Annotated in this window: 17 protein-coding genes and 4 pseudogenes; 9 read left to right on the forward strand and 12 right to left on the reverse strand. The window is 66.5% G+C overall.

The features are described 5' to 3' along the window. Positions 1-52 precede the first annotated feature (52 nt). Positions 53-3,247, reverse strand: coding sequence for an RHS repeat-associated core domain-containing protein (locus ACZ5CR_RS41550; RefSeq protein WP_468867774.1), 3,195 nt, complete (start codon positions 3,245-3,247; stop codon positions 53-55). A 769-nt stretch (positions 3,248-4,016) separates the two neighbouring features. Between ACZ5CR_RS41550 and ACZ5CR_RS41555 the strand changes: the two genes are divergently transcribed. Then, positions 4,017-5,251 (forward strand): IS3 family transposase gene (locus ACZ5CR_RS41555; RefSeq protein ID WP_468867777.1). Its coding sequence is split into 2 segments (ribosomal slippage): positions 4,017-4,338 and positions 4,338-5,251, totalling 1,236 coding nucleotides; the frame shifts between segments, so codons are not numbered across the junction. A gap of 265 nt (positions 5,252-5,516) precedes the next feature. On the opposite strand, the gene ACZ5CR_RS41560 is transcribed toward ACZ5CR_RS41555, so the two are convergent. From ACZ5CR_RS41560 to ACZ5CR_RS41595, 8 genes and pseudogenes are all read right to left on the reverse strand, one after another. Next, positions 5,517-5,705, reverse strand: a complete 189-nt coding sequence (locus ACZ5CR_RS41560; protein WP_468867778.1) for a hypothetical protein — start codon at positions 5,703-5,705, stop codon at positions 5,517-5,519. A gap of 125 nt (positions 5,706-5,830) precedes the next feature. Then, positions 5,831-6,883, reverse strand: a complete 1,053-nt coding sequence (locus ACZ5CR_RS41565) for a hypothetical protein (protein WP_468867781.1) — start codon at positions 6,881-6,883, stop codon at positions 5,831-5,833. A 366-nt stretch (positions 6,884-7,249) separates the two neighbouring features. Continuing rightward, positions 7,250-7,813: a hypothetical protein gene (locus tag ACZ5CR_RS41570; protein ID WP_468867783.1), complete on the reverse strand. Its 564-nt coding sequence runs from the start codon at positions 7,811-7,813 to the stop codon at positions 7,250-7,252. After that, positions 7,813-10,092, reverse strand: coding sequence for a DnaB-like helicase C-terminal domain-containing protein (locus tag ACZ5CR_RS41575; RefSeq protein ID WP_468867785.1), 2,280 nt, complete (start codon positions 10,090-10,092; stop codon positions 7,813-7,815). The genes ACZ5CR_RS41570 and ACZ5CR_RS41575 overlap by 1 nt, the downstream gene beginning before the upstream one ends. A 13-nt stretch (positions 10,093-10,105) precedes the next feature. Further along, complete coding sequence (locus ACZ5CR_RS41580; protein ID WP_468867788.1) at positions 10,106-10,438, reverse strand: hypothetical protein; 333 nt, start codon at positions 10,436-10,438, stop codon at positions 10,106-10,108. A 299-nt stretch (positions 10,439-10,737) separates the two neighbouring features. Beyond that, positions 10,738-12,366 (reverse strand): annotated as a pseudogene (locus ACZ5CR_RS41585) (ATP-binding response regulator); the annotation flags it as partial. 57 nt (positions 12,367-12,423) lie between these two features. Beyond that, positions 12,424-14,205: pseudogene (locus tag ACZ5CR_RS41590) on the reverse strand (nSTAND1 domain-containing NTPase); the annotation flags it as partial. Between the two features lie 4 nt (positions 14,206-14,209). Continuing rightward, positions 14,210-14,479, reverse strand: a complete 270-nt coding sequence (locus ACZ5CR_RS41595) for a CU044_2847 family protein (protein ID WP_468867791.1) — start codon at positions 14,477-14,479, stop codon at positions 14,210-14,212. Between the two features lie 625 nt (positions 14,480-15,104). Here ACZ5CR_RS41595 and ACZ5CR_RS41600 point away from each other — a divergent pair. Together ACZ5CR_RS41600 and ACZ5CR_RS41605 are read left to right on the forward strand one after the other, a co-directional pair. After that, positions 15,105-15,788: an HNH endonuclease family protein gene (locus ACZ5CR_RS41600; protein ID WP_468867809.1), complete on the forward strand. Its 684-nt coding sequence runs from the start codon at positions 15,105-15,107 to the stop codon at positions 15,786-15,788. A 112-nt stretch (positions 15,789-15,900) separates the two neighbouring features. Continuing rightward, positions 15,901-16,985, forward strand: a protein-coding gene (locus tag ACZ5CR_RS41605; RefSeq protein WP_468867793.1) for an IS630 family transposase whose coding sequence is annotated in 2 segments (ribosomal slippage) — positions 15,901-16,362 and positions 16,365-16,985 — 1,083 coding nt in all. Because the reading frame shifts where the segments join, the coding sequence is not laid out codon by codon here. Positions 16,986-17,143: 158 nt separating this feature from the next. Here the strand turns inward: ACZ5CR_RS41605 and ACZ5CR_RS41610 are convergent. Beyond that, positions 17,144-17,620: a hypothetical protein gene (locus tag ACZ5CR_RS41610; RefSeq protein WP_468867794.1), complete on the reverse strand. Its 477-nt coding sequence runs from the start codon at positions 17,618-17,620 to the stop codon at positions 17,144-17,146. 319 nt (positions 17,621-17,939) lie between these two features. Here ACZ5CR_RS41610 and ACZ5CR_RS41615 point away from each other — a divergent pair. The 4 genes and pseudogenes from ACZ5CR_RS41615 to ACZ5CR_RS41630 form a co-directional block, all read left to right on the forward strand. Next, positions 17,940-18,236, forward strand: a pseudogene (locus tag ACZ5CR_RS41615) (transposase); the annotation flags it as partial. Positions 18,237-19,183: 947 nt separating this feature from the next. After that, complete coding sequence (locus ACZ5CR_RS41620; protein WP_468867796.1) at positions 19,184-19,381, forward strand: hypothetical protein; 198 nt, start codon at positions 19,184-19,186, stop codon at positions 19,379-19,381. Between the two features lie 9 nt (positions 19,382-19,390). Next, positions 19,391-19,648, forward strand: coding sequence for a hypothetical protein (locus ACZ5CR_RS41625; protein ID WP_468867798.1), 258 nt, complete (start codon positions 19,391-19,393; stop codon positions 19,646-19,648). A gap of 648 nt (positions 19,649-20,296) precedes the next feature. Beyond that, on the forward strand, positions 20,297-21,022 hold the full coding sequence (locus tag ACZ5CR_RS41630; protein WP_468867799.1) for a nucleotidyltransferase domain-containing protein: 726 nt from the start codon (positions 20,297-20,299) through the stop codon (positions 21,020-21,022). On the opposite strand, the gene ACZ5CR_RS41635 is transcribed toward ACZ5CR_RS41630, so the two are convergent. Beyond that, on the reverse strand, positions 20,972-21,571 hold the full coding sequence (locus ACZ5CR_RS41635) for a GNAT family N-acetyltransferase (RefSeq protein ID WP_468867802.1): 600 nt from the start codon (positions 21,569-21,571) through the stop codon (positions 20,972-20,974). The two genes, ACZ5CR_RS41630 and ACZ5CR_RS41635, sit on opposite strands and share 51 nt — an antisense overlap. An 83-nt stretch (positions 21,572-21,654) precedes the next feature. Here ACZ5CR_RS41635 and ACZ5CR_RS41640 point away from each other — a divergent pair. Further along, positions 21,655-21,771 (forward strand): annotated as a pseudogene (locus tag ACZ5CR_RS41640) (IS5/IS1182 family transposase); the annotation flags it as partial. Positions 21,772-22,449: 678 nt separating this feature from the next. Here the strand turns inward: ACZ5CR_RS41640 and ACZ5CR_RS41645 are convergent. Further along, positions 22,450-23,034 carry a hypothetical protein gene (locus ACZ5CR_RS41645; RefSeq protein ID WP_468867806.1) on the reverse strand — a complete coding sequence of 195 codons (585 nt, stop codon included), beginning with the start codon at positions 23,032-23,034 and terminating at the stop codon, positions 22,450-22,452. 483 nt (positions 23,035-23,517) lie between these two features. Here ACZ5CR_RS41645 and ACZ5CR_RS41650 point away from each other — a divergent pair. Further along, on the forward strand, positions 23,518-23,982 hold a 465-nt coding region (locus ACZ5CR_RS41650), incomplete at its 3' end, for a glycosyltransferase (RefSeq protein ID WP_468867808.1).

The raw sequence follows: 23,982 nt of genomic DNA on the forward strand, positions 1-23,982 counted from the left end.
TACGGTGGCCGGGGACAGTCTGTTGCCCCCGGCCACTTAGCCTGTCCTAGTGTCAGCCGCCGGAGACCGCGTTTCCCGCGATCTGACCAGCGCTCCACGAGATTGCGTAACAACCGGTTGCTGCCCCCAGGGACATGCCACCAGTGGCAGGCGCTGTGGCGGCCACTGCTGAAGCGCAAAGGCCTCCGGCAATCCCTCCGGCTACCACTCCGGCCACATCACCCCACAGGGCTTTCGTATCGCCTTCGATGAGGTGACCGATGCCTTGCCCGAGGTCACCGACGGGTCCTAGGGCATCAGCGAAGCTGAAGAGACCTGACGGGTCGATGCGGTTGACGGGGTCACCCTCGGCGTACAGGTAGGGGTTCTCTTCCTGGCCTGAGGGGTCAGGTTGGGTGAAACGGCCGATGTTGGGGTCGTAGTAGCGGGCCGCGAAGTGATACATGCCAGTCACATCCTGGTAGCCACCAGTAAACCGGTAGGGCTGACTGACCTTTTCGCTGCTCGCCGCTCGCGTAACGCCGCGAGGGCTGTAGGAGTAGCTGTTAACCTTCGTGCCGGATTCGTCGGCTGTGGCGACGACGGAGCCGAGGGCGTCGGTGAGGTAGTAGTGCGCCTTTCCGTCACGGGTCATGGAATTGAGTGTGCCCCCGGGTTCCCGGTTAAAGCCGGTGTCTACCTCCGCAGTTGACGTGGCAGAAAGGCCGATCGGGCCGTTGTGGAAGAAGGTGTCGCCGAGCTTGATGCGCTCGCTCTGGTCGGTGGATCCGTACTGGCCCTCATAGGTCTTGCCGCCGACCGTCAGCGAGGTGAGCTGGCTGTGATCCGACCAGGTCTCGCCGGAGCGTGTGCCCTCCGGGGTGGAGGCTGCGGCGGTCTCGTGGCCTTCCTGGTCGTACGACCAGTTCGTGGAAGAGCCGTTCTTCGCCGTGATCTGCTGCGCGTCGTTCACCGTGTAGGTGGTGCCGCGCGGGCAGCCCTTCTCGGTGCCCTGACTGGTGAGGTTCCCGGCGAGGTCGTAGCAGTACTGCCAGGACTCGTTCACCGCGGAACCCTTGTTCTCCGCCGCGTAGGAGAAGCGCCCCGCTCCGTCGTAGCTGTAGCTGGTCTTCGTGCCTGTCACGGCGTCGGTGCTGGTGCGGATCTTGTCGCCGTCGGTCTTGGCATCGGTCCCGTAGCCGTAGGTGTAGGCGAGGTCGACCAGGGTGCCCTTGGGGGAGGTTGCCTTGATCTTCTCGGGGCGGCTGGACTTGTCGACGCCGACCTTCTGCACAGTGCCGCCGGGGTAGGCGGTCTCGGTGCGGACGTCGTTGTTGTTGTACTTGTACGTCGTCACCCGGCCCTGCGGGTCCTTGAGCTCCTTGAGCTTGTTGACCTCGTTCCAGGTGTAATCGACCTTCCCTGCCGGATCCTGGTAGAAGTCGACGTTCCCGGCCGGGGTGTAGGCGAGCAGGGTCTGAGAGCCGTCCTGCAGGCTGCGGACGGTCTCGCGCTGCAGCGGGTCGAACTGGTACTTGATGGTGCCGGTGTTGTCGTCGCGCTGGGTGAGGTTTCCGTCGTCGTCGTAGAAGTAGCGGACCGTGTCGTTGGTGGTTGAGACGGTCTTGATGCGGTCGAGGTGGTCGTAGGTGAAGACCTTCTTGATGCCGCGGCCGTCAGTGAGAGTCTCGGTGCGCCCGAGGCTGTCGTAGGTGTAGGTCGTCTCCCCCAGCGGCTTCGGAGGAGTCACCTTGACCAGGTTGCCCTTGTCGTCATAGGTGAAGGAGGTTTTCACCGTCCTGGACGACGACATCTTCGTCTCGGCCGTGCACCGCTGCCCCTCAAAGCCCTTACAGGTGGGGGTGGCGGGGTTGTAGGTGTAGGAGACGCTGCCGCCGCCGGTGCCTTCCTGGGCCACCGATTTGGTGTTGCCCGCGGTGTCGTAGCCGTAACTGGTCTTCTCGCCATCGGCGTTGGTGGAGTCCTTGGGCACGTCCCCGCCGGCGATCGTCTGCCAGCTGGTCATCGACTTTCCGCCCGTCGGAGACTTCACGGACTCCAGATTGTTGCGGGTGCTGAACCCGTAGTCGGACACGTTGCCGGGTGTGGTGCCCGAGCCCATCGCGTCGGTGGACGTGTCCACGTTGTGGTTCGCGTCGAACTTTGTGGAGCGGGAGTGCTTGAGGGCGTCGGTGACGTCCGAGACCTGGCCGTCCTCGTCGTGCTTGTAGGTGGTGGCGTACAGCTCGGGGTCGGTGACCTTCGTCGTGCCCGCCTCGGTGGGCGAGGCCGCGTCGTACTCGTACTTCCAGGTCGGGCCGGTGTGGCCCGAGCCGTTGAACTCCGTGGCGCGCAGCATGGAGGTGACGCGGTTGGCGCTGTCGTAGGTGAAGACCGTGACCCGCCCCTCGGCCGTGGTGACCTTCGTCAGGCGGCGCGAGTCGTCGTAGTCGAAGGTGGTGGTCTTGCCCTCGGCGTTCGTGGTCTTGTGCAGGTTCCCGGCAGCATCCAGGTCGAATACGGCGGTGCGGCCTGAGTTGTCCTTGGCCTGCCACTGCGAGGCATCGGTTTTGACCAGGTCGATCCACCGGCCCGAGCGGGTCTCGGTCAGCTTGAAGCCCTTCTGCTCGCCGCCCTCGTCATGCTGGGTGACGGTGATGGCGCCCTTGTTCTTGTCCGTGACCTTGGTCAGCGTGCCGTCGGCGTTGTAGGTGTCCTTCGAGTGCGACTTCCAGTTCGTGACCGTATAGGTGCCATCGGCGTTCTTCTTCAGTTCCTTCGAGTAGCCCTTCGGCGTGGTGAAGGTGCCGTCGGCCTTCTCGGTGAAACGCAGGCTGTCGCCCGAGGCGTCGTACAGAACCACCTCGTCGTCCAGGACCTGGAGGTAGCGCTCGTACTGCTGCCACCACCGCTGGGAGACCTTCCCCCAGGGTGCATCGAGGGAGTTGTAGGTACGCGACAGGCTCAGGGTCTGCCCCACACCGGCAATCTCGAAGTCGGTGGCCGTGAGCATCAGATTGCCGGTCGAGTAGTCGATACGGGCCGTCAGGGCGTCGGTGATCGCAAAGTTGCTGATCTTGTGCCAGGGCACATCGCCCTGCCCCTCAGCAACGTAGTCGCTGGGCGCCGCACGACCGGACCGACCGGTACTCTCGCCGCCCTGGGCCCGCTTCTTCTGCTCTGCCCGCCATGCGGCCACCTCGGCGGACGGCGAGCGCTCGGCCTGCGGTGCCAGCGGCTCGTTCTCGCCGACCTTCACCTCGGGCATCGTGAACGACGGGGCGTCCTTACCCCACGCCGACCCCGGATCATCCGCGGCGGAGGCCCCTGTCGCGGGCAGCAGGGACAGGGTCAGGGCGCCGGTGGCCAGGGCTGCCGCCGTGGCCAGGCTGGTTCTCTTCCGGACACGCGAAAACGCGCACCGACGGTGCGTTGCATCAAGGCTTCCCCCCACAGGAAGTCACATCCCGCAGACCCCAGCGGTCACGAGAAGCACACAACTTGCCACGCCATCACCACATGCCGCGGGTCCATTCCCCCGAACCCCCGTGCTACACACGACGGAATCAGCCCTTCCCCTCGACACGGACAAAACCCGCAGAAAGTGATGAACCAAAGCCTCCCCACACCCCAGTTGCAGACAGCGAAACCCACACCTACACAAACCTGACCGAAAACAACCGACCCTTATACGCCGGTGCTTCACACTGCAGTGATCACGCCCGACATCCCGCGTCGAGGCGCGCAGCCGGCCGCCTACGTCAGGACCGGTGCGCAGGACCGAACATCAACTCCACGGGCTCCAGGAGACCTTGACCGACGACCCCCGAAGGGCGGGGCCCGGACAGCGGCGAACGGCGTACGTGACTGGCCGTGTCCCAGATAGCGATGAGCGCTGACAGCTGGAATCGCGCCGTGAGGCGGCATCGTGCCCTCCCCAAGGCGGACCGGGGAGAGCGGCAACCGGAGCCTCCCCCTGAGTGGTGGACACGCGGATACTGGATCTGCTTGATCCGGAGGAAGCGAGAAGACCGCCGATGGCGCTAAAGGACTATTCGGACGAGTTCAAGGCCGATGCTGTGGCCCTGTACGAGTCCACACCCGGGGCGACGTACAAGAACATTGCCGTTGACCTGGGCATCAACCGGGCGACCCTGCGCGAGTGGGTGCTGCGGGACCGCGAACGCCGTGGCGCCACCGCCGCGGCTGCGCAACCTCCCGCCCGGCCGGCAGCGGTCGCGTCTGCAGATCCGGACGAGCGGGTCCGGCGGCTGGAGGCGAGGGTGGCTGAACTCGAGGCCAGCGAGCGCAAGCTCGCCACCGAGCGGGACATCCTCCGCAAGGCGGCCAAGTATTTCGCCGGAGAGACGCACTGGTGACCAGCCGCTTCCAGTTCGTCGACGACCACGGAGCCACCTACGAGGTGAAGCGGCTCTGCCAGGTCCTGGACGTCAACCGGTCCAGCTACTACAAGTGGCTCGCCGGCGCCGAGGCCCGGGCCGCCCGGAAGAGTAAGGACCGGGTCCTGGCCGAACAGATCCGCCGGATCCACGGCGAGTCCGGCCGCGCCTACGGATCCCCGCGCGTGACCGCCGAGCTCCGCGAGAAAGGGCACGTGGTCAACGAGAAGCGGGTCGCCAGGGTCATGCGGACGTACTCCATCACCGGGATCCGCCTGCGCAGACGCGTCCGCATCACCGTCCCCGACCCGGCAACCTCACCGGTCGAAGACCTGTTCCACCGGGACTTCACGGCCGTTGAGCCGGGGCGGAAATACATGGGTGACATCACGTATCTCCCGCTCGCGGGAGGAAGGTTCCTCTATCTCGCGACCGTGCTGGACTGCTTCAGCCGCAAGATCGTCGGCTGGTCCATCGCCGACCACATGCGCACCGAACTGGTCTCCGACGCCCTGCGGATGGCCGCCTCGACCCGCGGCTCGCTGGCCGGAGCGGTGTTCCACTCCGATCACGGCGCCCAGTACGGATCCCGGGCCTATGCCACCCTCTGCGACCAGCTCAAGGTCACCCGGTCGATGGGTACGGCCAGCACCAGCGCCGACAACGCCGCCTGCGAAAGCTTCCATGCCTCGCTGAAACGCGAGACGCTCCAGAGCGCCCACGACTACGGCGACGCCATCGCCTGCCGCCGCACCGTCTTCGCCTGGCTGACCCGCTACAACACCCGCCGCCGGCACTCCGCCAACGGCCACCTCAGCCCCGACGACTACGAACGACGACACCACGCCGCTAAACTCACACTTGCCGTGTGATCAATAACCGCGTGCCCATCATCACGGGGGAAGGCCCGTGCGACCCCGCCCAGGAGCCACCCGGCCCCCTGACGCCGTTCCGTCACCTCGTGAGCTGCATTTCGTCGGTCCCGCGGCGTAGGTGGCAGTCGCGATCACGCCGTTGCCGAGTGTCGGCTGGGTGCCTCCCGTTCTCGTGAACAGCACCCCTCCCGGGCGGCGTGGTGCCTCCCGGGGCATGAACATCTGCTGTCGGTACAGGCCCGCACCCACGCCACCACCCAACTCAATGCCGCTCTGCCCGCCACCTGGTTCCCTCGGAGACTCGGCAGAGCAACTCCCCTTCCTCGATGACGTCCTTCGCTTCCAGCGCGCGCTCGCCCAGCCAGGCAAGCTGTTCCTGAGCATCGGCTGTGAGGAGAGTCATGAAGCGCAGCGTCCAGGTGCGCAGGTTTGCGTCGCCGAGATCGTTCATCCAAGAAGGATCGCACCCGGCTCCCGCAACGACTGCAGGAATGGAACGCGAGGTCCGCTTCACGGTTGATGGTCACGCGGGAGGCCATCGTGCAGGTGACGCCGCACGTTCTATGACGGACGCTTCTACAGTCCGGTCAGCCCGTTTGGGGCCCCGCAGCCATGCCGTGCCGCGGACTGCTCGGCGAATTGACGCAGCGCTGCTCGCGCGTAGCGGAGCTGCGGTTTGGGGTCGTCGTCGTATTCGCGGTAGTCGATCGCGAAGACCGCTGGCCTCGGTGAGCCAGGGCAGGTTGCCTCGGCCCGGAAGAGGTAGTCCGTCAAGAGTGGCTTGCTCTTGGGCGGATCAGGCGCCGTCTGCGTCTTGAATCGCTGGTCGTCCGCGAAGGTCCCGTAGTAGGCCGACAAACGGAACAGGGGCCTGTCCTTGTTGTCGATCAACAGGCAGTCCTCGACCGGCGCGCGGCCCGTTTCAGTGCCGTGTGCACGGGTGATCAGCCAGCCCGGTGTGATGCCCGTGCAGGTACCGTCAGCTTTTGCCAGGGCCGATGCATCCGGGTATGACTCCCGCCCGTAGTCAAGCGGCTCAACCCGGTCTATACGATCGCCAGAGCGGGCATCGCAGCCGTACTCGCGGGCGCCGGCCTGCGCGGTCCGCGTCGCGAACCGGGCCAGCCGCACACGCTGCGCCGCTTCCCCGTAGGGCCTGGAGCCCCAGCTGTGCACGAACAACGACAAGCTGTCTCCGGCGCGTGGCCCGCGCGTGTTACGGCACGGGAGGATGACGGTGGCCGAAGCACCATCGTCCTTGAGATTCACCATGCCCGACCATCCCCCGCCGATCGGCACCGGAAGCGCAGTGCGGAAGGATCTGCTGGCCTCCCGCCCCGAGACGATGTGCGGGCCCCATGCATTGGAGCGCCACTCCATCCGGACCACTGCCCGCTGCTTATAGCCGCCCGGCCCGTCAAGCCAGCAGATGACCGGGGGGCTGGATCCGTCTGAAGACTTCTTCCCTCCCGCGTCCTTGTGGCTCGTGTCGCCGCTGACATCATCGGTGCCCAGCAGTGCGTGCGCCTGGTCGACGGAGACCGTGCCATCACACGCGTCAGCCACGGACACCTCATCGCGCCAGCGTCCGTAACCACCGCTGACGAAGAACCATCCCGCCGCGCACACGGTGAGCAGCGCCAGCGCGGCGGCTGCGTACTGTAGGTTCCGACGCCGTGTCAGCCTTGCCCCTTGCACCCCGGTACCCCCGCTTGGCTCCTCATGATGACCGCGCACGCGACTTTACAGCGAGGGTCGGCCTCCTCGACTGGAGAGCTGCTCGAACCCGCCGCCACGCCGCCTCAATCCAGCGGCGCTGCACCAGCGTGCCGTCCACCCCGGTGAACTCCGCCCGCATCGCTCCCGCGTCCGGTTACCCGGGAGGCGCCGGACGCGGGCGGTGGGCAGAACGATCCGCAGAATGCGCCATGGGGACCGGTTGTGTGGGCGTGGCCGGTCATGCGCGTGCCGTTGGTGGTGCATCGCTCGTCAGACTCAGGTGACGATGTAGGTGCCGCCGGGGAAGTCCCAGCCGTCGGTGCCCTCTCCGATGTCGTCGCAGATGACGAAGTCGATGAAGTCGTCCTCGAACTCGGCGTCGCTGAGTTCCCCCTCGCGCCACTTGGCCTCGATGGAGGTCCAGTGGCCGTTGCGGCCGTCGATGCGCAGCGGGGCGCTGCCGTTGGCGCCGCGGTTGCGTTCGTCGGGGCCGGTCTTGACGATGCCGCGGATCTCGAACTGGTGGTCCTTGAAGGCCTGCGGAATTGGATCCGCGGGGATCGTCGCTGCTGCTTCGTAGGCCTGAGCGATGAGGTCGCGGTAGCTGCGGCGCACGTTGTACTCGTCGTCGGCCAGCCACTTCATGAGGGTGGCGTGGGTGATGTGGAGTCCGGCCTCTTCGAGGGCGGTGTAGCCGCGGTGGGTCTGGATGAGGTGGACGAGCTGGGCGTGCCAGGTCTTGGCCTTGTAGGACGCCAGGCGGCCTTTGGGGGTGAGGTTGAAGGTGGCGAGCAGGCTGTTGAGGGCTGCGCCCAGGGTGGGGCCCTGGCCTTGGGGCATCAGTGCTCACTCCCCTGCAGGGCTTCGGTCTTGACTTTGACCTCGCCGAAGCCGGTGCCGATCTTGTATTTGGCGGGTGCGGTGCCGTCCGGGGTCCAGAACACGGCCTCGTCGACGTTGCGCAGGGCGATGAGGGTGTGGCCGTCCTGGACGGCGCCCCAGGCGACGACCCAGTGGCGTACGGAGGCTTCGGCGACCATGCTCAGGCGCCAGTCCGGGCGCCAGAAGGGCGAGTTGAGGCGTTCGCCCTTGGGCCACAGCAGGCGCAGGGCGATGGACAGGCGCCGCTTGTACTCGGTGTACGCCTCCCCGCCCGCGTCGATCAGCTCGGCGCGGGCCTTCTTCGCCTCCTGGTAGAAGGGCTTGAGCAGGGAGTTGTTGGCGCGGCCGGTGAACGAGTCGTGGATGCGCAGCGGCTCGGTGATGTGTCCTTGGCGGATCAGCTTTTCCAGGAGTTCCATGTGCGGAGTGGTCACCCAGATCCGGCCCTGGTCGTCGGGGCGGTCGGCCAGCCGTCCCAGCGGGTGGGGCATGGTGGCGTGGTCCCAGGCGGGGACGTCGATCTGGAAGATGCCCGCCTGGTCCTTGGCACGCTGCTCCAGCGCTCCGGTCGGCAGGAGCTTGTTGGGGGCCAGCGTGATGGCCGAGCAGGCCGAGGGGTAGGAGCCGTTGCGGTCGATCGTGCAGAACTGTCCGGGACCCAACTGGTCGGGCACGATCAGCTGGTGGCGCTTGCCGCCGCGGGTACGCACGCTCTGTACCTCGGGGTGCACCCAGCGCGGCTCACCGTCCATGACCTCGTTGAACAACGACCACGGCTCGTCCTCGCGCTCGTCCTTGCGGACCACGGGGATCGGATGCATCTTCGACCGCGCGACGGCCTCCTTGAGCAGGCGCAGTGCCGGAAAGGGTGCGTCCTCGGGTTCGTCGTCCTCGTCGCCGGGCTGCAGATCCTGGCCCTGGTCCGCCGGCGCCTCCTCCCCCGTGGACGGCTGCTGGTCTTCAGCCGGGTCGCTGCGCTCGGCTTCCCCTGTTGGGACGTCGGCGTTGACGTCCTGGCCGGATTTAGTGCCGGTGCCAGGTTCGGCGGCATCGGCCGGGGTGTGCTCGGCGCGGTGGACGGCGGCGAAGGCGTCCAGGGCGGCGCGCAGGTGCTGCCCCTGGCTGGTGTCGGGAAGGAGGAGACCGGCGGCCGCGGCCAGGGCGGCCGTGTAGGCGCGCAGGCCGGGCAGTTCCTGCGTCTTTCCCTTGAGTACCGCGTCGCGGTGGTCGGCCAGGAGCTGCAGAGCCTCGGCGGGCAGGCCCCGGACGGCGCCGGAGGTGAAGGGCAGGGCTGCCTCGGCCAGTTCCTGATCGGCTGCGGTGAGTGCGTCGGCTGCCGGTGGGGTGCTGTCGCCGGGGTTCGGTGCGGTGGACACGGCCGGGGCGGGCAGCGCGGGAGTGTCGGTGAAGCGGGCGTGGTCCAGGTCGGCCCGCAGGCAGATATTGGTCTGCCCGAAGTCCCGCTCGGCGACGGTGACCTCCGCGATGCCGGAGTCATCTGCGGCAGCCAGGGTGAGGGTCACGTCCGCGTCCAGACTGCGCACGGCGTCGGCGTCGGCGGTGTTCAGGACGGCCAGGACCGGGACCGACAGTTGCCGGGCCAGGTGCGTCAGAGCGCGTGCGGCGGGCGGCACCTGGCCCCCGGAGAGCGGGATGTGCGGGTCAGTGTTCTGGTGCAGGCGGTCCACCACGACCAGAGCCAGGCCATCGACGTAGGGTGCGGTTTCCGCGATGGCCGCGGCGGTCAGGCCAACCCCGTCGTCGAAGAACAGCCGGGCCTGCTGGCTGAGGCGCGCGCCGGCCTCCTCGGCGGCTTCCCGTTCCGGCGCGGTGAGGGTTCCTGCGCGCAGTCTGCGCAGGTCAACTTTGGCCTCGGCAGCAATGATCCAGCGGGTGACGACGTCGGTTGTCAGGCCCGCGGCCGCATACAGCACCGGGCTGCCTTCGGTGAGCGCGGTGTGGCGTGCGGCGGCGAGCGCAAGGAGGCTGCCGCCCGCGCCGGGGGCTGCGGCGATCAGGGTCAGGCGGCCGGGCTGGAGACCGCCGGTGGCCGCGTCCAGCTCCGTGAGCCCGAACAAGCGGCCCGGCGCCGCGGCAGGCGCGAGGATGTCGCCGACCGTGTCACCCAGGGACGCCAGCTTCCGGGGCACAGGGCAGGCCGGGGTCTGCTCGCTGTCCACCGCGTCTTCTCCCTTGGGGGATGCCGTTCGCGAGCCGAGAATGTCGAAGTCACTCACCGGGACGGTCCGTTCAGATGTAGGTGACGGGGTTTCGGGACAGGTGCGGGCTGGGGGTGGGCTTGCCGACCCGCGGGTCGGCAAACAGGAGCTCCCCTTCAAGGGCGTAGCGGCCGTCGTACTTGCTGATCCCGGTGATCTTGGCGACGGCGAGCACGGTGCCTGCGGCGTTGATGATCTGCACCTCATCCTGGGAGAGAGCCCGGTCGGCGTTGAACTTCCAGATGCCGCGACCCACTTCCCAGGCCTCGGCCTCACTCATGCCGGGACGCCACCCCAAGGCGGCCCGCCCCAGCAGGTCACCCGCGTCCGCGGCGCGCTCGGCACCGATCTGAATCTGCAGCAACCGGCACACTCCTCCAATACTTTTTTACTTGTTTCAAGGTTACCACGCTTGAGGTCAACTCTGAAACAAGTAGAAAAGTATGTTTGCTAGGGTCGGTGAGCTCGAAATACAACATCCGGGAGGCGGCTTCATCACGATCTGGCCCGGGGCGCCGACCAGCCAGGCCAGCACCGGGCACCGGGCACCGGGCACCGGGCACCGAAACCAGTACGAGCCGCATCGACGTCTCGGGCGCATCTGAGCGCCTGCGCCTCGGCAGCCTCCCGGCACGCCCCTTCGCTCCGATGAAGGGGCGTGATTCAGACATCGTTCCTTGCACGGACCTGTTGGCTCAGGATGGAGAGCAGGTGAGTCGAGTCGACCGGCTTTGGTACCCAGTCCGAATCACCGGAATCGGTAGCCCGCTCGCCGTCGTCCTTCTTGGCCTTCTCAGTGAGCGCGACGATCGGGAGTCCGGCAAACTGCGGCATCGTGCGGATCGTCCTTGCCATCGCCTGTCTGCCCGTATCTGACATGCCCATCAGCACGACCGTCACATCGTGGTGTTTCTCCAGGACTTCGAGGCCTGCACGGAAGCTCTCCGCGTACGACACAAGCAACCCCTGCGGCTCAAGGAAGTTGGTGAGTGCGAACACGTTACGGATGTCATCGTCGACGATCAGTACCCTCTCACCGTGGAAGGTGGGGGTGGATAGCTCCGGGTGCGCGGCAGGAAATGATCCAGTCGTTTGCCGCGGATTCGTCGCGTTCTGCGTTTCCTCACGTCCGTCCACCGCAGACACGGCATCGCTTAACACCGGATGCTGGGACGCCGGCGGACCGGCTGGTTCCTGGGGCAAGTACAGCGTGAAGGTAGAGCCGCGGCCGGGTTCACTGACGACGTGAATCTCTCCACCGATCAAATGGGCGATGTCCCGGCTGATGGAGAGACCAAGGCCTGTGCCCCCGTACTTCCTGCTGATCACGCTGTCGGCCTGCTTGAAGGCCTCGAAGATGACCCGCATCTTGCTGCCCTCGATCCCGATGCCGGTGTCGCTCACCGAGAAGGCGATCAGATCCGCGTCCGCGTCCCGCAGCGAACCCATCTCCAGGAGCTGTTCGCGGATAGCTTCGGGCACATGGCGGCTCGCGTGCACCACCAGCCCGACCGCTCCGGAGTCGGTGAACTTCACCGCGTTGGACAACAGGTTGCGCAGCACCTGAAGCAGCCGCTGCTCGTCCGTGTGCAGCGTCGCCGGCAGCTCCGGAGACACACGTACGGAGAAATCGAGCCCCTTCTCCGCGGTCAACGGCCGGAACGTGGCCTCTACGTAATCCACGAGTTGGACGAGGGCGATGCGCGTCGGGAAGACATCCATCTTGCCCGCCTCGACCTTGGACAGGTCGAGGATGTCGTTGATCAGCTGCAACAGGTCCGAGCCCGCCCCGTGGATCGTCTCGGCGAACTCCACCTGCTTGGGGGTGAGGTTCGCGTCGGCGTTGTCGGCGAGCAACTTGGCCAGGATCAGCAGCGAGTTGAGCGGCGTACGCAGCTCGTGCGACATGTTCGCCAGGAACTCGGACTTGTACCGCATCGACACGGCGAGCTGTTCGGCGCGCTCCTCCAGTACCTGCCTGGCCTCTTCGATCTCGGTGTTCTTGACCTCGATGTCGCGGTTCTGCCGGGCGAGCAGCTCGGCCTTCTCCTCCAGCTCGCCATTGGAGGCTTGCAGCGCCGCACGGTGCTGCTCCAACTGATCTGAGCGTTGCCGCAGTTGTTCGGTCAGGTCCTGTGAGGCGCTGAGCATTTGCTCGGTGCGCTGCTGCATCAGGATCTCTTGGCGGCTGCCGTCGATGAGGCGTACGACCAACTCAGGGATGTCATTTGCGCGCTCACCGAGCCATCTGTCCGCCTCCGCAAGGCGGGTAGCGGACAGGAGATCGCCTTCCCTGGCCCGCTCCTCGATGACGGCGAGCCATTGTTGGAAGTCGGCATCGTCCTCTACCCAGGCGGCCAGTCTGGCCCACTCCCGGATCAACGCCTCATGCGCGATTTCCGCGGTGTCGGGCCCTCCTGGGCCCAGGACCACCAGCCGCTGTCCAGGATCCGCAAGGAGCTGCGCGATATACCAGTCCTTGCCGAGGTGGGACCGGTGCGCGGTGACGCGGACTGCGCCCGCGGCGCCGCGTCGCGCGCGGACCATGGAGAGCAGCACACGGCGGATACGGGATTCGTCCAGCTGTTGGGACAGTAAGCGGTATACCTTTTCCGCGTGCTCGTTCAATGCACCGGACACCCCGCCGAGGCCGTGGTAGCTGTCAAAGCTGATGCGCCTGTCGTGCTGCAGGGGCCACAGTTCCGTCAGGGTGAATTCCAGCAGCGGGAGACTCCCGGCTGCTCTGCTCGCCTCCGCCGCAATGGCCTCCGCCAGACCGGGTGTGAAAGCGATGCCGGTCACCGTGGCAGGCTCAACGATGACCCGCGTCAGAGCCAGTTCGTCCAACGGGGACACGATCAGTTGCCGGTCTTGCAGACGGGGGCCGATGTCGGGCATCTCCAACAGCTCCGGGATGAAGTCGGCTCGCAGCGTGCACACCAGACGTACATTCGCATCCTGCGCCTCGTCAGGGGGCGGAAGAAGCTGGCGTAAGAAGCCCAGCGGCTCCCGGCGCTCTGAGCCGCTGCTCAGCACCTCCTCAAACTGATCTCCGACCAGAGCCAGCCTGCGGCCCGTTAGCACCGCGAGCCTCGCAGCGACCGGCCAGAATCCCTGCTCCCGCACGGCGCGGGCACGGTGTTCCAGCTCCTCCAGGCTGTGAGCCCTCAGCGGGTGCTCAAGCTCCAGCAAGGCGCGGGCCACCGACTCGTAGGGAGCCACGCCGGGGCGGAACGTCGCCACAGACCATCCGTCCGCGGCCAGTTCGGGCTCGAGCCCGGCCGCGACCAGCGACGACTTCCCCACCCCTGACGGACCCGTAACCGTGACCAGCGGCTGGGCCTTCACCATGGCTCGGAGCCGTTCGACCTCTCTTTCTCTGCCGACGAACACACCGGCCAAGGCATCCTCGGCACTGAAGGCCCGCAGCCCTCGATACGGGCAGGGCGGAAGAATGCTTCTGCCCAGAAGCTCAGACCAGGCGGCAGAGACCTCCGACAACGGCACGGCGTACGCGTCATCGGCACAACCGTCACGGCCGGCGATCGCGAGCATGCCGACGATCGCGTCTCCCCAGCGATCGGCGACGACGACCGGCGACCCGCTGTAGCCCGGTTGGGCCCGCAGAGCTGACTCACTGTCGGCATCCAGCTGTATCAGGCCCCCACCGACTGCACCCCGCAGCACGCAAGTACTCCAGGCCCCGTTTGTCATACGGGGTGGATTGCCGGGATAGCCGAACACCTTCACCCCGGCATCGCCGACGGCTCCCGTGCGGGCATCGAGCAACCGAGCCGGACCCGCACCGACGGGCAGGGTGTCCCCACCCACCAGCACCAGCCCAGCAACATCCCGGCCCAGCAGGCCGTCCCCTGGCGGGGGATCCCAAGACCCGATGCGGCAGTGCCGCAGCGGTGCCCCTTCCGAGTCCCCCAACAACACAAACTCGACCTGAACACGTGCCCCTGCGGGAGGGCGGTCCGGGCTGCCCTTCACCCGCCCCAGGGCGACATTGACCACATGGGCACAGGTCACGATCTGCTTGTCACCGACGACGAAACCGATGCCGATGGGCTCGCCCGATGTGCCCGCACGGATTTTGACTATGAAACCCTCACGTTGTACGCCCATGACTTCAGGGGCGATTCCACGTCAGGCGAACGGCAAAGTTCACTTCCGCCGTTCCCTTTGCGACGATCACGCCGGTCTCACCACCCATCTTCAGGCCGAACTCCACCTCGGCTTCATCCGGCCCGAGCTCCCGAAGTGTTTCGGCGACCATGGCGAGAGTCGGCTTCACCTGCTCCAAAGCCTCATGAAGCGACATCCGTGCCCGCGCCACCATGCCGTTCCCGGCCGCCAGCTCCAGATCCCCACCATGCAGATCAGTGTCCGTTTCGAACACGGCAGCTACCTCACTGCCGTTACCGAGCCTCATCGTCACCTGTTGTGGCACAGCACGTCCCCCTACCCCTCGGGCCCACGCCCACTCCCCGATCGCAACTCCTTCCATACTCGGGGACAGCACCACCCCGCCGCAGCAAGAAGGCCAGGATCCGGTCGGCTCCAGAGAACCGGGGTCTCTGACAGCGGGAAAGCGCTTGACGAGCAGGCCAAGGGGCAGCGCCGCGGTGAGGTCGCGATGCTCGCCGCAGTGAGCGTCGAGTACTGCACCCCCGGCCGCAATGGCAGTGGACACGGCACAGGAACCGCCTTAGACAGGGGTGAACGCACCTGACCGAACACGTCACGTCGTGCTCCGGGCCATGCTCGATCTTCTTCTCACGGGACTCCAGACGTCGATCGCCCACCTCATGTGAGGGTGTGCACCGAGAAAGGCACGCGCCGTCAAAACACGCGACTTCAGGGTTCCAAGCTCACACACGGCGTCGGGAGTCCCAGGGCATCGCACCGATCTGACTTACCGCTCGCGCGGGTGACACGAACGCCCTCTACGGCACGGCGGGGAGCACCGACTCGCTACGAAGATCACGAACACTCTGTGACCTTCGAGGAGACCCGTGCCCGCCATCACCCGCACCGCTGTCCTGCTCGCCGCCGCCGCGGCCCTGGCCATCCCAGCCGCCACCGCCCAGGCCGCCCCCACTGGCCACCCCAATACGGCACCCCGGGCCGGCGAGACCGTCACCCAGCCCCTTCAAGCCGCCCTCAAATCCCTGACCATCGAAGATGAGGACCGCACCGGCTACCAGCGCACCTCGTTCAAGCACTGGGTGGATGCCGACAAGGACGGCTGCACCACCCGCGCCGAAGTGCTGAAGGCCGAGGCACTCACCGCCCCCGACCAGGGCCCCCGGTGCAAGCTGACCGGCGGCCGCTGGTATTCGGAGTACGACGACCAGTACATCGAAGGCCCCTCCAAGCTCGACATCGACCATCGCATCCCGCTCGCAGAGGCCTGGGACTCCGGGGCCAGTCACTGGAGTGCGGCCGAGCGCCAGGCCTACGCCAATGACCTCGGCGACGAGCGGGCACTGATCGCGGTCACGGCGAAGTCCAACCGCAGCAAGTCCGACCAGGACCCCTCGACCTGGATGCCCCCGGCCGACGGCAACCGGTGCGACTACGTGAGCCAGTGGGTCGCCATCAAGACCCGCTGGAAGCTCGCCATCGACCCCAGCGAAGAAGCCGCCCTCGCCGAGAACGCCACCCGCTGCCCCAACACGCCGATCAAGGTCCAGCTCGCGCGATAGCAGACCCTCGCCTCGCCTGATCAGGCCTGGTTGGGCCCTTGAGACCTACTGATCTCTTCGCGGTGTTGTCGGGGAGGGTGACGGTTGGTGATCCCTGCGGTAGGCCGGTGGTATGCGGTATTCGCAGGGTGGCGGGCTGACCGCCGAGCGGCAGCACTTCCGTGAGCGGATCCGGTTCGAGGCCGGTGAGCGGTTCGCGCGGGGCGAGAAGAACGCGGTGATCGCGAAGGATCTGCGGGTCAGTGAGCGGTCGGTGGAGCGCTGGCGGCGCGTCTGGCGGGCGGGCGGTATGGATGCGCTGGCGTCCTCGGGGCCGGCGAAGGTGCCGAAGCTGTCCGCTGAGCGGTTCGCCGATCTGGAGCAGGAGTTGGCGCGGGGCCCGGCCGTGCACGGCTGGGAGGATCAGCGCTGGACGCTGGCCCGGATCCGGGCGTTGATCTGGTGGAAGTTCGAGCTGGATGTCTCGCCGGCGGCAGTGTGGCGGTTGTTGCACCGGCATGGCTGGTCCTGGCAGTCGCCCGCCCGCCGGGCGCTGGAGCGCGATGAGGACGCGGTGGGGTTGTGGAAGAAGGAGGTGTGGCCGCAGGTGGAATGACTGCGGCGGCGCTCGGGGCTTATGTGGTGTTCGAGGACGAGGCCGGGTTCTCGATGACACCGTCCGTCGCCCGCACTTGGAGCCGGCGGGGGCACACGCCGGTGGTGCGGGTGCGGGGACGCTCCTGGCGCCGCTTCTCGATCGCCGCTCTGTGCTGCTATAAACCCGGCGAGATCTCACGGCTGATCTACCGCCCGTATCGTCACCGCAAGCATCCGGGTCCAGCACGCAAGAGCTTCGCCTGGAGCGACTACCGCCACCTGGTCGTGCGTGCCCACCTGCAGCTCGGCGCCCCGATCGTCTTGATCTGGGACAATCTCAACACCCATCGGACCGCCGGAATGCGTCAGTACGCCGCGGAACATGATTGGCTCACCATCGTGCAGCTTCCCCCCTACGCACCGGATCTGAACCCGGCGGAAGGGGTGTGGTCGCTGCTCCGACGCGGCCCGCTGGCCAACACCGCCTTCGCAGATCACGAACACCTCGAACGCGTCTTACGCCACGGCCTGCGGCACATCCAGCGTCATCCCGAACTCATCGACGGCTGCCTCGCCGGCACCGGCTTCAGCCTCACCCACCACCCGACAACACCCCGATGAATTCAGTAGGTCCCCGGTCCGGTGGGGCCACGTCACGGGCGCCCGTGGAGCGAAGTATTGCTCCACCCGGTTGATGTACTCGGCTGCGATGGACTGCTGTTGCGCGTTGAACGCCTTGTGCGCGTTGATCTGGGTGGCGGGGAGCGTGCCGGGTTCGGTCAGCCCCTGTCCGGACCCGGCAGCGGAGGGTTTCCGATGGTCACATCGCCCATCTTCAGGGCGGCCGCCGCCTGGTTCTCGGCTTGGACGTGTGCGTTACCGCCAATAGCGATGCCTTCGTCGCCAGCTGCAACGCTAGTGCTGGCAGGCTGAGTCAAGGTCACCAGCTCACGCAGCCGGGCGGCCGCGCGGTCACGGTCGGCCTCGTCCAAGTCCTCCAGGAAGTCCTGAAAGCGTGTTTCCCACACGGCCGCGTTACGGACCCGCTCGGCTGCCTCGGACTGAGAACCCTCCAGTTGGGCGGCAGTCCGATCCAGCCGCTCCCGAGCTGCTTCCTCGGCAGCGCTCGGAGCAGGACCGCGACCGAAGAGACGGGCCACCCGCTCCCGGACGCTCTGCCAAGCGTCCGTGCCGGCCGCCTGGGCAACAGCCATGCCAGCCGACGAAGCTAGCGCCACTAATGCCTGATCGAGCATGCTGGCCCCCGCGTCGTAGAAGAGGACGCGAGCCCCTTCCCGGCGTGAGCAAGCGTACTGCGATTCCAGCCTCACATGACCGGCTGTCGGAAGACGGCTCCGAGGACACGGCATAGGACCTCAGTGTACGAACGGCCAGTGCCAACGGGCTCTCTGTGTTCGTTGGCGGAGCAGGCGACTGAGCTTGGTCTTTTGCTTCCGGAGTCGAACGGTGTCCCGAACGGGTTCACCCGCCTGGGAGTTCGCCGGACGCGAGGGCGGCCTTCGCTTGATCCTGTGCTCCGTCACAGAGGTACGGGATCAACCGAAGGCCGTTGCTATGAGTCTGCTGCGTCAGGATGTCCGGAGGGAGGCGTTCGCGGAAGCGTCACGCTTCCGGGGCGAGTTCTACGAGTGTCTGACCGCCCGGCGTGACGAACTGTTCGAACTGACCGAGGCGCTGCTCTGTGCCGTCGGGCCCGTGGTCTCGCCGGTGGACCTGACGCTGGTGCCCGAACACCGCCGTGGCCACGGCGCACTGTACGGCGCCCTCAACCGCGGCCGGATCGACACCGACAGGCTGCGTACTTTGCTGGCCGGGCTGCCGTTGCCCCGGTTCGAAGGCCGGCAGACGCTCTACGACTGGGGCATGAAGACCTCGGGCGCAGTGATGGCGGAACCAACCTGCACCGGTGGCCCCAGCCAGGGCTGCGTCATGCCGGAGACCAAAGCTGCCATGACCAAGTGGCACGAGGAGGTCAAGACCGCGGGGACCGATCCGGTCGACCACTCCGACGGGAAGGGCATGACAAACTGGATGCACTTCTCCAACCCCTATACCGACCGGCCCACCAGCGACGCCAAGCCGTCACGGTTCGACACCGACGATGGCGCCTACAAGATCCGCAACAAGGTGACGGTCTCGTACGTGAAGACCGACGACAGCAAGATCGTCGAGGGGAGTGAATTCGTCGAGTACGACAGCCGGACCGCGGACACCCACCTGCCGGACTTCGTCAGGGAGACCTTCAAGGCCATCCAGAGGGACTACGGGGTTCCCGCACCGGACCTCAACTACGACGCCGTGGACCTCAACGAGCACAACGGCGTGGTAACCACGACCGACACCAACACCACCGGCATCCTGCCGGGCCGCGAGTACGCATCCATGGGCAAGAAGCCCGTCATAGTGGATGCCGCAGGAAACCCGGTAACGGACGGCAGCGGCACCTGCGTCGCCGCCCTGCACACCTCCGGCGGATCCATCGGATACCGGCCCATGCTCGGCGTCAGCAGCGCGACCGATGCCGCCTTCGACTGGAAGTACAAGGTTCAAAACGACGTCAAGTTCAACCTGAAGGTCGCCGGCGTCGTGGGGGAGATCTACGATGCGTTCTTCAAACCCGGGATGACCGGATCCCTGTTCAACGCGGCTGCCCCCATCTGGCAGGAACGGACGGAACCATCAAGAAGAACAGCAACAGGCCATTGCTCCGGTCCAGCTTCATGCCCAGCCAGTACCTGTACCGCAACGGCAAGGCCATGGGTCTGGATGGCACACTGTCGGGCAGCAAGGCGCCGGTGGTGAACGGCAACTTCCTGAAGTTCAGTGAGGCAGCCGAAGTTGATGTCGCCGACATACCCTACGGCGGCTGCAGCTCCGGCACCGGGCAGGGAGGCAACCCCTGGGGCATCGACCAGCTCGATTCCCCCGGAGCGAACCCCTCAGGCCACTTCTGCGTGGACTCCGGCCTGAAGCCAGACCTTGATTTCAGCGACTGAGAGAGCCCAATGGCACTGTTGCTCCCCTTGTGGGCCGTGATCTCCCTGGCCTGGGCCGCACTCGTGTGGCTGGTCCCAGCACATCGCTTCCTGGGGCTGGCAACCGCAGTGATCCACCTGGGGCTGTCCGTTTCCGCAGTCCTCGTCGGCATCGTCGAGGGCGTATCGGATGACGGGCTGCCTCAATGGATCATTGTTCCGGGAATTCTGTCGGCTCTGGTCCGGGCAGCCGTAGAACTCACGGAGGTCCACAGCAAACGGCAGTGACACGTTACTGAGCGTTTTGCCCCCTGATTCCTGTTTGATCCCAACATGCATTGTGGCTTGGGGTGAGGCAGTGGAGGGCTTGAGGCCTGGCGCAGGGTCCGGCGGGCGGCTTCGGCGATCAGGGGGCGCAGGCGGGCGGAGCTGGAGGCGATGGCCTGGGCGGCGACGCGGCCGGTGCCGATGGGGGTGATCAGGACGGCTTTGGCGCGGACCCGGGCGCGGGCGCCGGAGGCGGTGGTGCGGCGGGTGACGTGCGGCGCGGCCAGGGCGGCGAGTTCGGATACCTCGCTGATGTGGCCGCTCTGCACGGCGGCCAGGACCTGGTTGAGGGCGGGGACGAAGGCGGCGCCTTTGTGTTTTGTGTAGAACTGGGAGACCAGGGAGGCGTCGCGGTTGATGATACGGGCGATGTCGCGTTTGGTGAGATACGCGGGCCGGTGACGGCAGAATGCCTGGTGAACGAGTCTGCTCCCGGCACCCGCGGGGATGATCCCGCGGTCGCCGCGATCACGACCAGGTGGCATCCCTGCTCCCAGCACCTGCAGGGATGTTGGAGAACCGTCTCCTGGACCGAGCACCGACGAGTACGACTTCGTTGCCAGACGGTGCCTGGCGATCTGCTCGTGAGAGCTGGCACGATGAGCGCCCATGGAAGATCAAGAAGCTGTTGAAGCCCAAGCTCTCCATGTGGTCACCGAGCTTTTTCCGCATGCCCTGGGCTCCCTGCTCGGAGGTTCTGCTGCTCAAGGTCGCGCCACTTCGACCAGCGATCTGGATGTGGCCGTGCTCCTTCCCGACTCCGATGTCAGCCGACGGGAGGTGATTCGTCACGAGGGCCGCGTCGTCGAGTTGTTCCTGAACACTCTCGCGGACGTACCGGAGTTCTTCGCATGGGACCGTGCCCGGCGTCGCGGAACCGTCCTCTTCGTCTATGACCAGGGTCTGCCCCTGGCTGATCCGCACGGGCACGTGGCCCGCACGCGCCAACTGGCCCAGGACATGCTCGCCGCCGGGCCTCCTGCGCTCACCGCAGCTGAGTGGGAACACGGTCGCTACGGTCTTACCTGCTTCCTGGACGACCTGATCGACACCCCACCGGACAACCGGTACGAGCAGCTTTCCCTCGCTGACCAGGTGCTGCGTCAGGCAGCAGACCTGGTCACCGCCCACCACGGTGCCTGGACAGGTATCGGCAAATGGCTTCCCCGCCGGTTGCTGAGCGCGGACCCCGCACTGGGCAAGGCCCTGTTGGACGGCCATCAGGCGGTGGCCGAACACGCCGAACTCCTGCCGCTGGCCACTGCGGTGAAGCAGGCGCTCGACCTACTCGGCGGACCGTTGCTGGAGGGCTACTCCCAGCGCTGGCGAGCCTGAGGGCGTGCTGGCCGGAGGCATCATGTCGCTGGTTATCGCCCACCGCTCGTGGTCCTGCCAGACCCCGTCTATGAGCTGGAAGCCGGGAGAGTGGCCCTCGCGGCGGAACCCCAGGCGCTCAACGAGCTTCAACGAGGCTGTGTTCGCCGGCTGAATGTTGGCTTCCAGCCGGTGCAACCCCAGGTCGGCGAAGGCGAACCGTATGACGAGATCCAGGCCTTCAGTCATGTAGCCGTGGCCTGTGGTGGAGGCGTAGGCGACATAGCCCAGAGCCCCGCTCTGTAGCGACCCCTTGACGATGTTGCTGATGTTGACTCCGCCGACGATTTCTCTGGTCTGCCGCAGGCAGACGACGAGCCCTTCGTGAGTCGGTTGCTCGAATCGGGCGATGTATGACGCGAACTCTTCGCGGGTTCTCTCGCAGCTGGGCACCCAGGGATGGTGCAACCCGATGCTGGCCCGGGTCAGAACGGTGGTCTCCTCATAGTCCTGGGCGGAGATGCGGCGTATCGCCACGCGCGGGCCGTGAGAAAGGAAGGACGTAGGCATCCCGCGATCATAGAGAGCAGCCTCCTCGTGTCGACCAAGTGGAAATTCATCACAGCTCCCAAGAGCCGCAGGTGATTCCCCACCTTCACTGGTTTCGCCGACTTCGGATCCGCTGGGAGATACACGACGATGTTCACCGTGGCTTCCTCATCCTCGGCTGCACGCTGATCTGTTGGCGGCGTCTGGGAGCGCTGCGGTAGCAGCTTCCAGCGACGGTTGAGATCAGCCCTGCTCCGGTCCCGTTCGGTCGTTTCACAGCGGGCCGGCCCGTCCGCGCGCAACAGGGCATCGGTCAGCTCTCACAGTGCGTCTGCCTGCCCGATCAAGCAGTCGTAGAAGTCCGCGCGGAAGCGTGACAGTTGCCGGATTGCATCCTGCCCCGCTCCCACTCGCGACAGAGTCATCTCCACGGCCTTCCTGCTGAGCGGTGTATCTGTGACAGAGCACAGCATCAGCGGAAGGCCGTCCCTACGTGCCCTGCCTTGGCAAACCCCACGCACGCGTGAAACACGTTCGAGAGCGGGCAGCAGACGACAGACTGGCTGACATCCGTCGTCTTCAAGTGCCTCGCACTGAGCGCCGAGCGCTGAGCAGCCCCAACTCCGTTGCTCCCGAGCAGCGCGGGGGCCGAACGTCGCGAACCACGCATTGCGCTGGTCGTGCTCGACCATGCATGTGCCGGTCGCCAAGGTCGAGTCGCCGGGGATCGCAGCAGGCATTCCACCGGTCGGCACAGGGCTCCGTTTTCGGCAGGCGCAGGGTCGGCCGTGCAGACTCGAGGGCGGCCTCTTCGGCGGAGCCCCCTGTGTGGAGAAGACACCAAGGACATCGCGCGTGCGCAGTGCCAACCGCGCTCGAATACGTCGGCGTGCAAGAAGTCAGCCCGCGGGGCTGTTGTAGTTGACGATCCCCTCAACCATGAGGGCTACCGCACCGGTCAACGGGTTGGTCGTTCCTGTACCCACTACGTCGGGCAGCTTGTGCGCCTCGCTCTCGGTGACGGCCACCATGCCCCAGAACGCGTTGAAGCCCGAGGGATCCGCCGGCTTGTCGGTGGCCGCGCCCACGGTCAGAACGCCTTCCGCCTCAGCCACGGCCAACGCGCCCATCTGCCGAAGTATGTGGTGATCCCGCTCCTCGGCGGCCACTACGCTCCAGCCCGCCACCTCCACCTGCCTGAAGGCGTCAAGGAGCTTGCCAGGCGTGTCCGCACCCGAGACAACGATGTCGGGCAGGACGAGGGCAACCGGTCCCTGGGTCATCGGCAGAGCGGACCGGATCGCCCCGTCGAGACCAGGTCCGAACGACTCGTCCTGGTGGACGAAGACCATTTGAAAGATGTCGGCATATCGAAGGAGATATCTCACGGTGTCCAGCTTGTGTACTCCGAACACGACGACCAGGCGCACCTTGAGTCCGCTTTTGGCGAGTTCGACGACGGCTTCCAGGCTGCGGTCCAGCACTGTGACCCCAGGGGTCAGACAGTGCAACTCCTTCGGGTAAGGCGCCCCGAAACGTGTTCCGTATCCGGCGCAGGGCAGGATGACCGAGACATCAGGTACGGGTGTGGACGGACTCTGCATCGCGTAGCACTCCGGTTGTGTGAACGATGGGGGATCTTGCACACCTCGCCAAGCACAGACTGCCCAGAGTCGGCCGACGCCGAACCTCCGGACTCACGCGCACCCTAGCCACGAGATGGCTGCTCCAGTAACTCCGAAGGGCCAGTAACTCCCGAAGGCCGACGTCTGCTGCGAAACAACCGAGTTGACCGACGCGACCAGGCGCGATGATGCGCGACGACTCCCCACCGTCCTGGCCTACACGCGACCTACACTGCCGCCGGTCATTCCCGACGACCAACGTAGCGCCGCCGTCGGCCACCACTCCGAGCCTGGGCGCAAACGACAGAAGCGCATGGACGACCCGACGAAAGAGGACGCTGAATGCGGGTGCTGTTGTCTACATACGGGACACGTGGCGACGTCGAACCGCTGGTGGCACTCGCGGTGCGGCTGCGGGCGCTCGGCGCGGAGGTGCGGATGTGCGCCCCGCCGGACGAGGAGTTCGCCGAGCGGCTCGCAGGTATCGGAGTGCGGCTGGTGCCGGTCGGGCCGCCTGCAAGGGAGTTGATGCGCGGGAAGACCCTGCCCTCGGCGAAGGACCTGGCCCGCTACAGGAACGAGTTGGTCGAGACACAGTTCGACACCTTCCCTGCGGCGTTCGACGGATGTGACGTGGTGGTGGCGGCAGGTCTGGGGCAGGTCGCCGCGCGATCCGTGGCCGAGGCCGCGGGCATCTCCTACCTGTACGTGAGCTATGCGGCGGTCCACCTGCCGTCGCCGCACCACGCGCCACCACCGCGGCCGGGCTGGCCGGAGCCCGAGGCCGCCGACAACCGGACGCTGTGG

This window comes from Streptomyces sp. NPDC031274, from assembly GCF_055570235.1.

Excerpts from the sequence above, each read along its gene's own strand:
- ACZ5CR_RS41550 (WP_468867774.1), bottom strand. The coding sequence starts at position 3,247 with ATGCCCGAGGTGAAGGTCGGCGAGAACGAGCCGCTGGCACCGCAGGCC.
- ACZ5CR_RS41610 (WP_468867794.1), bottom strand. The coding sequence starts at position 17,620 with ATGCTCGATCAGGCATTAGTGGCGCTAGCTTCGTCGGCTGGCATGGCT.
- ACZ5CR_RS41570 (WP_468867783.1), bottom strand. The coding sequence starts at position 7,813 with ATGCCCCAAGGCCAGGGCCCCACCCTGGGCGCAGCCCTCAACAGCCTG.
- ACZ5CR_RS41560 (WP_468867778.1), bottom strand. The coding sequence starts at position 5,705 with ATGAACGATCTCGGCGACGCAAACCTGCGCACCTGGACGCTGCGCTTC.
- ACZ5CR_RS41625 (WP_468867798.1), top strand. The coding sequence starts at position 19,391 with ATGGCACTGTTGCTCCCCTTGTGGGCCGTGATCTCCCTGGCCTGGGCC.
- ACZ5CR_RS41635 (WP_468867802.1), bottom strand. The coding sequence starts at position 21,571 with ATGCCTACGTCCTTCCTTTCTCACGGCCCGCGCGTGGCGATACGCCGC.
- ACZ5CR_RS41630 (WP_468867799.1), top strand. The coding sequence starts at position 20,297 with ATGGAAGATCAAGAAGCTGTTGAAGCCCAAGCTCTCCATGTGGTCACC.